The organism is Streptomyces sp. NPDC002701 (assembly GCF_042889045.1).
Taxonomy (GTDB): domain Bacteria; phylum Actinomycetota; class Actinomycetes; order Streptomycetales; family Streptomycetaceae; genus Streptomyces.
Genome location: NZ_JBIAQL010000001.1, coordinates 608638 through 618611, shown reverse-complemented (window position 1 = coordinate 618611; position 9974 = coordinate 608638). Strand labels below are relative to the sequence as shown.

Sequence of the window (9974 nt, the reverse complement as noted above, 5' to 3'; positions counted from 1 at the left end):
CCTGGCGGTTTTCCGCCAGCGCGACGGTGAACGACCGGAGGAAACCGCGACAGCGCCAAGTACCGTCCGTGACAATGAAGTGGTCACCAGTGACGGACTACGGGGGTTCTGCCGCAGCATGGACGGATTGGTGGAGTTCAGAACGGATGACGGGGCCGTCGTCGTCGTCGAGGGGGCCGAGGACACCTCGGGTTCCCGCCTGGTCGCACGCGCGGACGGGACGGTCGCGGCGGCCCGTACCTTCGAGGGCTCGCTCGAGGGCGTGCGCGCGGCCGCCGAGTCCGCGCTCCGCGTCTTCCGCGACGGTTCGCTGCGGCCGGACTCCGTGGAGATCGAGTTCGGGGTCCGGCTCACCGCGGAGGCGGGCGCGTTGATCGCGAAGAGCGCCGTCGAGGGCCACCTCCTCGTCAAGCTCTCCTGGTCGCCCGAACCGTCGCACGGCGCACGCCCGGACGGCGCACCGCCGACCGGCGGCCCGGCGCCCGCCCCCCGCAGACCACCCCGCGCTCATGACCAGTGCTTCCTGGCACGCCAGAATCAGCTGCGGACGGGACACCGGCGCCGGTTTCCTCGTCACCGAGCGGCACGTCCTGACCTGCGCCCATGTCGTCGCGCGCAACGACACCGAGACGGTCGCGGTGTCCTTCGCGCACGGCGGCCACGAGGACGTCCCCGCGCGGGTGGTCGCACACGGCGGCTGGACCGGCCGCGAGACCGACCCCGGCGATCTGGCCGTACTCGAACTGGACCGGCCGGTGCCGATGAGACCCGCCGAGTTCGCGGCGCCCGCCGACGCCTACGGCGATCCCCCGCGAAGACTCCTCGCCTACGGCTTCCCCAAGCGGTACGACGAGGGGACGCTCGCCGAGTACCGGGCCACCGCCGACCAGTTGATCGCCGGTGAGTGGGTCCAACTGGAGGCGTGGGCCGCGCACGGCCAGCCGCTCGTACCGGGCTTCAGCGGCGCCGCGGTGACCCTCGCGGACACCGGCCGGGTCGTCGGCATGGTCTCGGCCGCCGCCCGCAGCCCCGAGGTCCGCAACGGGCGCATGCTCCCCGCCCAGGTCATGGCCCGCTACTGGCCCCGCCTCGCCGACCTGATCCCCACCCCCGGCCACACCCGAGAGCAGAAGGAACGCCTGAGACACCTGCTCGAACAGGTGGAGACCCCGTCCGGGACAGCCCCCTCAGGGACGGCCCCCTCCGGGTCAGCCCTCTCAGGGGCGCGGGGAACTGCGCGACCAGCCCCCACGGCCCCGCAGCCGCACCCCGTGCACCACCCGTCCGCCCCCACCCAGGGGTACAGCCCGGAACGGCTGTACTCCGACGCGGTGGGCCCCCTCGGCCCCCCGCTCCCGCACGGCTTCACCTCCCTGTGGGACGCGGCCTGGTACCTCGTCTCGGAGGTTCCGGACCCCGCCGCCGCCGCCCGTTTCACGGAGCGGCTCGCCGACTTCGTGGACGACCACCGGACCCGCGCCGCCCTGCGGGCCTGGCCCGCGGCGCCCCTCTCCCGCCGGCCCGACCCACCGGCCCCGCGAGGGGCCACGCACACCTGGTCACCGATCCTCGTCGAGATCGCCCCGAGCGGCTCCGGCGACGGCCACTTCCTGGTCGAGGTGTCCGCGTACAACGGCCGGCACCGCCGGGTGGTGGGCTCCCGCCGCCTCCCCGTGGACCGGGTGCGTCCCTACGCGCTGGAGCGGATCGACGAGGCGTACCACGAACTGGAGCCGGGGGCCCGGGAGTTGCTGGCCTTCGTGCTGCCGCGCCGCTGGCTCAACGCGGACGTGGCGCACTGGAAGCGCAGCGCGGACGACGACAGCCCGCTCGGCTCCTTCGCGCCGCTCGTCGTGATGGACCTGGAACGGCGGCGCAGCGGCGGCCTGCAGCACAAGCTCCGCCAGAAGTGGCAGTACCTGGACGCGCGGCCGACGGCACGGCTGCACCGTATCGACTGCTGGTCGGTCGGCCAGGACCAGGTGAAACTGACCATCGGGCTGCGCCGCGACGCCGACATGGTGGGCTTCGGCACGCCGCCGCGCGCGGACAGTGTCCGACGGCTGTTCCAGGCGAGCCTGAACGCGGCGGTGCCGGTGATGCTGTGGCCGCGCACCGGCTGCCGGGGCGAGCACCGCTGCGGGGAGTCCGCGGACTGCCGTGGGGCGGCGTTCCTGGACCGCCTCGCCGACCATCTCGCGAGCCTGCCGCCCCGCGAACTCCCGCTGTACGTACATGAGTTGCGCGAGACCGCATACGCCTCGGACGCCCCGGAGCCGCACTGGGCGTACGACCTGGCCCTGCTGTGGGAGGACCCCGAATGTCTGCCTGACCCCGTCGGCTACCTGCACAACCCGGTCGGCTGAGCCACCGCGGCCACCGCCCTCACGTTCGGAGAGACCATGTCCCTGTGGCCCGTCTACACGGGTGCGAGCGAGCCCCACGACGGCATCGCCGAGCTGCCCCCGCCGCCGCCCTGGCGCGACTTCGACGGCGGCCCGGAGCTGGCGACGCCCGCCGAGGGCGACGACACCTCGGCCACGTCCCCGGACCGCCGGCACCGCGCCCGCACCTACCGTGCCACGGACCGCGCCGTCCAACTCGTCAACGCCGCCCTCTTCCTGCGCAGGCCCCTCCTCGTGACGGGCCCGCCGGGCAGCGGCAAGTCGAGCCTGGCGTACGCGGTGGCGCGGGAGCTGCGGCTCGGCCCCGTGCTGCGGTGGAACATCACCAGCCGCACCACGCTGCACGACGGCCTCTACCAGTACGACCCGCTGTCCCGCCTGTACGCGGCCGCCCGCGACGCCCGTCCCGGTGGCGCAACGCCTCCCGCCCCGGGCCTCCCGCCCGACAGCGAACTCCAGGACCACCTGCGGCTCGGGCCGCTCGGCACGGCGCTCCTCCCGTACGGCCGGCCGCGCGCCCTGCTGATCGACGAGATCGACAAGAGCGACCTGGACCTGCCGAACGACCTCCTCAACATCCTGGAGGAGGGCCAGTACGAGATCCCCGAACTGGTCCGTTCCGCCCGGCACGCCCCCACGGCGGAGGTCATGGTCGACGGTACGGACGAGCGGGTCGAGATCGCGCGCGGCCGTGTCCGCTGCCGGGCCTTCCCCTTCGTGGTCCTCACCAGCAACGGCGAGCGCGAGTTCCCGCCCGCCTTCCTCCGCCGCTGTGTCCGCCTCGAACTGCACCAGCCCCGCGCCGACCACCTGGAGCACATCGTCCGGGCCCACCTGGGCGAACCCGACGCGTACGCGCATGAGTTGATCGACAGGTTCCTGAGTCGCGGGACCGAGGGGGAGCTCGCGACCGACCAGTTGCTCAACGCGATCTACCTCACGGGCGTGGCGGGGATCGACGCGTCGTCGCGCGACGAACTGGCCGAGCAGCTGATGCCGTACCTGAGCCGTACGGGAGAGGAACCGGATGCCTTCTGACGCCGGCGCGGGTGCCGCGCACCTGGCCGACGTGCTGGCCCGGGCGGCAGGCGCCCCGCCCCCGACCCCGACCGAACTGGCCGACCTCCTCTGGCTGGCCCACCACCTGCCGGCGCCAGCCCTCCGGGGGAACACGGACAGCCCCGCGCCTTCCAGGGACGCGGGGAACGGCCCGCCTCCGAGGGGCGCGGGGAACGGCGCGGCGAGTCCCCACCGCCCCGCGCCCGATCCACCACCCCACCCCGACACCCCCGAGGCCCCCGCCCCGGACGCACCACCGGCACATCCCCGCGTCCCCCTCCACCTCCCCGCCACCGACCCCGCCCGCCAGCCCTCCCCGGACACCACGGACCCCACCTACACCACGCTCCTGGCCCCGGCCCCGCCGATGCTCGCCCACCCCCTCGAACTCCAACGCGCCCTCCGCCCCCTGAAGCGGCGCGTCCCCGCCCCGGTCGGCCAGGAGCTGGACGAGGCGGCGACCGCGCACCGGATCGCGAGGCTCGGCGCCGCCCCCCAGTGGTGGCTGCCCGTGCTGCGCCCCCTGACCGAGCGCTGGCTGACGCTCCACCTCGTGCACGACACCGGCCCGACGATGCCCGTCTGGCGGCCGCTCGTCCGCGAACTGCACACGGCACTCGCGCAGTCGGGCATCTTCCGCACGGTGGAGCTGCACCGGCTGGAGACCGACGGCACGGTACGCCGCCCCGGCTCGCAGGAGTCGTTCGCCGACGGCCGTACGGTCACGCTCCTGATCAGCGACTGCATGGGCCCGCAGTGGCGGGACGGCCCGGCGGGCACCCGCTGGTACGCCACGCTGCGCCGCTGGTCGGCCAGCATGCCGGTCGCGCTGGTCCAGCCGTTGCCGGAACGCCTGTGGCGCACCACCGCGCTGCCCGCCACGACCGCGCGGATCACCGCACCGGGTCCCGCGGCGCCCAACTCGGCGTACGGCGTGGACGCGTACGCGCTGGAGGACCTGCCGCGGGAGGTGCTCGCGCTGCCGGTGCTGGAGGCCGCGGCACCCTGGCTGGCGAACTGGTCGTCGCTGGTGGCGGGCCGGGGCCGGCTGCCCGGCGCGGTCGCCCTGCTGGGCACCGCTCCGCCGGCCGCGCCGGTCGACGAGCGGGGCCGGAGCGATGTGGAGCGGCTTTCCGCCGAGGAGCTGCTGCTGCGGTTCCGCTCCCTCGCCTCCCCCGAGGCGTTCCGGCTGGCCGGTCATCTCGCGGTGGGGCCACCGGAGTTGTCCGTCATGCGGCTCGTCCAGGCGGCGATCGAGAAGAATCCGCAGCCGCAGCACCTGGCCGAGGTGATCCTCAGCGGCGCGCTGACCGCGGTCCCGGGCACGGCCGGTTCGTACGCCTTCCGGCCCGGCGTACGGGAGTTGCTGTTGCGCACGCTGCCCCGTACCGCGCGTGGCCGGACCTCCGAACTCCTCGCCCGGGTGGGCGCGCTGATCGACGCGCGGGCCGGCGTGGCGGCCGGCGAGTTCCGGGTCGCGGTGCCGGGTCCCGGGAGCGCGACGGCCGGCGGCGAGCCGTTCGCGGCGGTACGGGAGGAGAGCGTACGGCGCCTGGGCGGCACCCCGCCGCACCAGACGCGTCCGGCAGCCGGGGCGCAGTCGCCGTCCGCCCCTGTGAGCACCACCCCGCCCTCCGCACCGCAGTCCCCTCAAGCCACTCGGCCCACTCGGCGGTCCGGCCGGCAGCCTTCCGCACGGGTGACCGGCCCGGCCGACCGCCGCCCCGACGAAGCGGCCGACGCCCTGGTGCGGGCCCCGTACGTCCTCATCGGCTTCGACGGGCCCCTCGTGCGCCTCTACACGGGTGACGGCGAGCGGCAGGCCACCCGGGAACTCGCCGCGCTGCTCGCCGAACTGCGCGACCCGCAGGCCGCGCTGAGCGGTGAACCGCTGTCCCCCGGAGGCACTCCCGCACCGCCGCTGGAGGGGCGCGCGAACCCCCTCGACCTGCTGCGCGCCGTCGCCGGCCATCCGCTCGGCGCCGACCTGCGCAGGCGGCTCAACCGGATCGAGGAGCGGGCCGTGTCGACCGCGGCGTCCACCCCGTTCTCGGACGCGCTGATCACCACGCTCAGCTCGCTCGGGCGGCGCACCGCCGTCGTCGCGGACAACGCGCCGAGTGCCGTCTGGAAGTACCTGCAGGCACACGGCCGGCTGACCGGTCTGGTGACGGGCGGAGTGCACGGCCGCTCGGACGACCTGACCCGGCTGATGCCGGACCCCGACTGCCTCCTGCGGGCGTTGGCCCACCTCGGCGCCGCGCCGGAGGACGCCGTGCTGGTCGGCTCCTCCGTCGCCGAGCTGACCGCGGCGAAGGCGGTCGGTCTGCGCTTCCTGGGCTATACCCGGTCCGAGCCGCACCGCCGGCGCCTGGTCGGCGCGGGCTGTGAACTGACCACGGCCTCCTGGGCTCCGCTCCTCCGGGCCCTTCCCCCCACCTGAGCCCCGGACGTCCGGTGAAGACCACCCGTCCAGCCGCACCCCGCCCGGCCCACCCCGAAAGGCGACACCCCGTCAGCTCCCGCACGATGCGTAGGGAGGACCGCCGTCCGGCGGAGTCCCAGGTCTGCGCTCTCGGGAGGACCCGCCATGACCGCCAGTCTGGAGCAGTTGCGCCGCTGCCATTTCGCCGTGGACCTGGGGGCCGCGAGGACACGCGTCTTCGTGAAGGGCGCCGGGCTGATCGTCGACCAGCCGAGCGTCGCAGCGGTCAACACGAAGACCGGCGCCCTGATCGCGGTCGGTGAGTTCGCCGAGAAGATGACGGGCCGTACCCCTCACTACATCCGGGTCGTCCGGCCCGTCTCCGGCGGAACGGTCGTCGACATCGAGATGGCCCAGCGCATGCTGCGCCAGCTGCTCGGCGACAAGGTCCGCCGCACCCTGCGCCGCAAGCCCCGGCTGCGGGCCGCCGCCTGCACCCCGCACGACGCCGACCCGCTGGCCCAGCGCGCGACCATCGAGACGCTCGTCGGGCTCGGTGCGCGGCGCGTCGAACTGGTCGACACGCTCCTCGCCGCCGGTGTCGGCTGCGGGCTGCCCGTGGAGCAGCCCGAGGCCACCATGATCATGGTGTGCGGGGCCGCCGCCACCCAGGTCGCCGTGCTGTCGCTCGGCTCGATCGTCACGGCCGAGCGCATCCCGGTGGGCGGCGAGGCCATCGACCACGCGATCGTGCAGCACCTGCGCCACCACCACGAGCTGATGCTCCCCTCCCAGTCCGTACGTCCGCTGCAGCTCGCCCTCTCCGGGAACGGGCTCACCTCGCAGGGGCCCACCTCCACGGAGATCCACGGCCGGGACGTGGCCACCGGCCTGGCCCGTTCCGTCCAGGTGGACACGGCCGCCGTACGCGACGCCATCCAGACCCCGCTGACGGCCGTGCTCGACGGTATCGGCAAGGTGCTGCGGGCCTGCCCGCCGGACCTGGTGGCCGACCTCGCCGACCGCGGCATCATGATGGTCGGCGGCAGCGCGCTGCTGCCGGGCCTCGACCAGATGCTGCGCCAGGCGACGGGCATGCCGGTGCACATCGCCGAGCGGCCCGAGGTGTGCGCGGTCCTCGGCCTGGGGGCGATGCTGGAGGGCAGGATCGCGCCGCTGGTCCTCGACCGGACGCCCGGCTGAGCGCCCGTCCGGCACCGCAGGAGCGGAACCGAGCCCCGCCGCCGCACATGACGGACCCCACGAATCCCAAGGACCCCGCGGAACGTACGGACCCCGCGGAACTCACGGAACTTACGGACCCCGAAGAACCCCCCGCGCCCCTTCCGCTGCCCTTCCCCCGCCTCCTCGAAGCCGTGCTCGGTCTCGGCAGCGACCTCGAACTGCGCGCCACCCTGCAGCGCATCGTGGAGAACGCGGCCGGGCTGACCGGCGCCCGGTACGCCGCGCTGAGCGTGCTGGCCCCCGGCGACACCGGTCTGACGGAGTTCTGCACGACCGGCCTCGGGGCCGCCGAGCGCGCCCGCATCGAGCACCCGCCCAGCGGACGCCGGGGCGTGCTCGGCGCGCTCGTCCACGAGGGTGCGCCGCTCAGGCTGACCGACCTGACCACCGACCCGCGTGCCTGCGGCGTCCCGCCCGGCCATCCGCGGATGCGCAGCTTCCTGGGCGTACCGCTGCTCGTCCAGGACGAGGTGTACGGCAATCTCTACCTGACCGAGAAGCGCGGCGGTCCGTTCACCGCCGAGGACGAACAGGTGGTGCGCCTGCTGGCCGCCCAGGCGGGCATCGCCATCGGCAACGCCCGCCTGTACGAGACGGCCCGCCGGCGGGAGCGCTGGATCGAGGGCGCGGCGGCGGTGACGACGGCGCTGCTCACCGGTGAGGCGGCGGCCGACGCGCTGATGACGGTCGCCGAGCGGGCCCGGGTCCTGGCGGACGCGTCGGCCGGGGTGATCCTGCAGCCCACGGACGAGGGCGGCATGGAGATCGTCACGGCGTCGGCGCCGGCCGGCGCGGCCGGACTGGTCGGCACGACCATCGCGCCCGGCAGCGCGGTCCTGGAGCAACTCCTCGGCGGAGAGCCGGTGTTCCTGGACGACTCGGCGACCGACGCCCGGATGACGACCCCGGTGCGGCACCGGTTCGGGCCGAGCATGATGCTGCCGCTGCAGGCCGAGGGCCGGCTCATCGGCACCCTCGCCCTTCCCCGCCGGCGCGGCGACACCCCGTACAGCCCCGCCGAGAAGCTGCTGGCGACGCAGTTCGCCTCACAGGCCGCGCTGGCGCTGGTGCTGGCCGACGCCCAGCAGCGCCGGGAGCGGCTGGCGGTCTTCGAGGACCGTGACCGGATCGCCCGTGACCTGCACGACCTGGTCGTCCAGCGGCTCTTCGCCACCGGCATGATGCTGGAGTCCACGCAGCGCCGCACGGCCGCGGGAGAGCGGGACGCGGAGGTCCACGCGACGCTGGGCCGGGCCGTCGACGAACTGAGGTCGACCGTCCAGGAGGTCCGTACGGCGATCTTCGCCCTCCAGCAGCCGCCCGCCGACGCCCCGACGAGCTTCCGGGGCAAGGTGCTCCGCGAAACGGCGGGCGCCGCGGCGGTCCTCGGCGTGCAGCCGTCGGTCCAGTTCATCGGGCTCGTCGACACCGGCGTCCCGGACGCGGTGGCCGGCCACCTCCTGAGCGCCCTGCGCGGCGCCCTCGCGTCCGCGTCCCGCCGCACCGGCACGACCCGCGTCACCGTCACGATCGACGCCACGGTGACCCTCCCGGACACCCGCCCCGGAGTACGCCTGACCGTGACCGACGACGGCACCGCCCCCGCCACGACGCCCACCGAGAACACGGCGGACGACACGACGGGCGACACCGACCGACAAGACACCACGACGACATGGCAGTCCCCGCTCCGCCCTCCACCCGGCCCCTGACTCCGGCTCCCGGGCTTTCGCGGATTCTCGCCGGAGCGGGGCCATCCAGGGGGTTCGGCGCAGGCGCCGCGAATGTCACACGGGCCGCTCGAAAGAGGAAGGCCACCACGGCTCCCGTGATGACCTCTCATGTGCGTACGCGCTGGTCGGATCGATTCTCCACGCGTAGCGCCTGGTGGGGCGGGTGGGACTCGAACCCACGGCCGGCGGATTATGAGTCCGCTGCTCTAACCGGCTGAGCTACCGCCCCATTACGGCGCGTCGCGCACAGGTGTGCGCGCCGTCTGCCGCAGCATAGCCGCTCATACGATCTCCTGCTTCGGATGGTCGACTTCGCCTGCCCGTAAGGACCCCACCTGGGGCGCAGCGGTTCCCGCGGACATGAAAAAGGACCCCGTCGGGGTCCTTGTCCACCTGCTCTCCCGACTGGACTCGAACCAGTAACCTGCCGGTTAACAGCCGGCTGCTCTGCCAATTGAGCTACGGAAGACCGAAGCTCCCCCGACTGGACTCGAACCAGTAACCTGCCGGTTAACAGCCGGCTGCTCTGCCAATTGAGCTACAGGGGATCGCTTCGCTTGCATCGAACGTACCTCCCTGGGTATTCGCCAGAGGGCGTGCGCTCGCTGCGACACATACATTAGCGCAAGCAGGGGGGTGCTCCGCCAATCGGTAACCCGCCTGCGACGACGCCGCCGCAGTGGACCGAGACAAGAGGGACTCACAAGAGGAAGGGTGGCCCCATGCGCTACCGGCTCACGTTCGTCGTCGGACTCGCCTTCGGATACGTGTTGGGCACACGTGCCGGTCGCGAGCGGTACGAGCAGCTGAGGAAGACCGCCCAGCGGGTGTCGCAGAACCCGGCGGTGCGCAACACCGCGGAGTCCGCGGCCCAGCAGGGACGCGTGTTCGCCGGCAAGGCGTACGACGTGGTCAGCGAGAAGGTGGGCGACCGGGTTCCCGACTCGGTCACCGACCGGGTGCGCTCCCTGCGCGAACGCAACACGAACGGCACCCGAACCGAGGACGACTGGGGCACCACCCATCCCTAGCGGCACTTCTCCGGCACGGGTCCAACACGTCCGCCGAGGGGCGCGTGGAACTGCGCGACCAGCCCGGACGGCGCCG

6 protein-coding genes, 3 tRNA genes and 1 pseudogene are annotated in these 9974 nt (G+C 73.9%); 7 read left to right on the top strand and 3 right to left on the bottom strand.

Going from position 1 to position 9974, the window contains the following annotated elements; genetic code table 11:
• Nucleotides 1–118: 118 nt before the first annotated feature.
• From ACFYXC_RS02605 to ACFYXC_RS02580, 6 genes and pseudogenes are all read left to right on the top strand, one after another.
• A pseudogene (locus ACFYXC_RS02605) lies at nucleotides 119–460 on the top strand (CU044_2847 family protein); the annotation flags it as partial.
• 49 nt (nucleotides 461–509) lie between these two features.
• Nucleotides 510–2366, top strand: a complete 1857-nt coding sequence (locus ACFYXC_RS02600) for a trypsin-like peptidase domain-containing protein (protein ID WP_389546000.1) — start codon at nucleotides 510–512, stop codon at nucleotides 2364–2366.
• 36 nt (nucleotides 2367–2402) lie between these two features.
• Nucleotides 2403–3443, top strand: coding sequence for an AAA family ATPase (locus tag ACFYXC_RS02595; RefSeq protein ID WP_389545998.1), 1041 nt, complete (start codon nucleotides 2403–2405; stop codon nucleotides 3441–3443).
• Entirely contained in the window at nucleotides 3433–5907 is a 2475-nt protein-coding gene (locus ACFYXC_RS02590) for an SAV_2336 N-terminal domain-related protein (RefSeq protein ID WP_389545995.1), read from the top strand. The genes ACFYXC_RS02595 and ACFYXC_RS02590 overlap by 11 nt, the downstream gene beginning before the upstream one ends.
• A 147-nt stretch (nucleotides 5908–6054) precedes the next feature.
• Complete coding sequence (locus ACFYXC_RS02585; protein WP_389545992.1) at nucleotides 6055–7092, top strand: rod shape-determining protein; 1038 nt, start codon at nucleotides 6055–6057, stop codon at nucleotides 7090–7092.
• Nucleotides 7093–7139: 47 nt separating this feature from the next.
• Nucleotides 7140–8846 (top strand): GAF domain-containing sensor histidine kinase, encoded by a 1707-nt coding sequence (locus ACFYXC_RS02580; protein WP_389545989.1) that lies wholly within the window; start codon nucleotides 7140–7142, stop codon nucleotides 8844–8846.
• A 173-nt stretch (nucleotides 8847–9019) separates the two neighbouring features.
• Here the strand turns inward: ACFYXC_RS02580 and ACFYXC_RS02575 are convergent.
• From ACFYXC_RS02575 to ACFYXC_RS02565, 3 genes are all read right to left on the bottom strand, one after another.
• Nucleotides 9020–9096 (bottom strand) — tRNA-Ile (locus tag ACFYXC_RS02575).
• A gap of 167 nt (nucleotides 9097–9263) precedes the next feature.
• Nucleotides 9264–9336: transfer RNA gene (locus tag ACFYXC_RS02570), tRNA-Asn, on the bottom strand.
• 6 nt (nucleotides 9337–9342) lie between these two features.
• Nucleotides 9343–9415, bottom strand: a tRNA-Asn gene (locus ACFYXC_RS02565).
• Nucleotides 9416–9589: 174 nt separating this feature from the next.
• Between ACFYXC_RS02565 and ACFYXC_RS02560 the strand changes: the two genes are divergently transcribed.
• Nucleotides 9590–9898 (top strand): YtxH domain-containing protein, encoded by a 309-nt coding sequence (locus ACFYXC_RS02560; protein ID WP_388908664.1) that lies wholly within the window; start codon nucleotides 9590–9592, stop codon nucleotides 9896–9898.
• Nucleotides 9899–9974 lie beyond the last annotated feature (76 nt).

Excerpts from the sequence above, each read along its gene's own strand:
- ACFYXC_RS02600 (WP_389546000.1), top strand. The coding sequence starts at position 510 with ATGACCAGTGCTTCCTGGCACGCCAGAATCAGCTGCGGACGGGACACC.
- ACFYXC_RS02595 (WP_389545998.1), top strand. The coding sequence starts at position 2,403 with ATGTCCCTGTGGCCCGTCTACACGGGTGCGAGCGAGCCCCACGACGGC.
- ACFYXC_RS02590 (WP_389545995.1), top strand. The coding sequence starts at position 3,433 with ATGCCTTCTGACGCCGGCGCGGGTGCCGCGCACCTGGCCGACGTGCTG.
- ACFYXC_RS02585 (WP_389545992.1), top strand. The coding sequence starts at position 6,055 with ATGACCGCCAGTCTGGAGCAGTTGCGCCGCTGCCATTTCGCCGTGGAC.
- ACFYXC_RS02580 (WP_389545989.1), top strand. The coding sequence starts at position 7,140 with ATGACGGACCCCACGAATCCCAAGGACCCCGCGGAACGTACGGACCCC.
- ACFYXC_RS02560 (WP_388908664.1), top strand. The coding sequence starts at position 9,590 with ATGCGCTACCGGCTCACGTTCGTCGTCGGACTCGCCTTCGGATACGTG.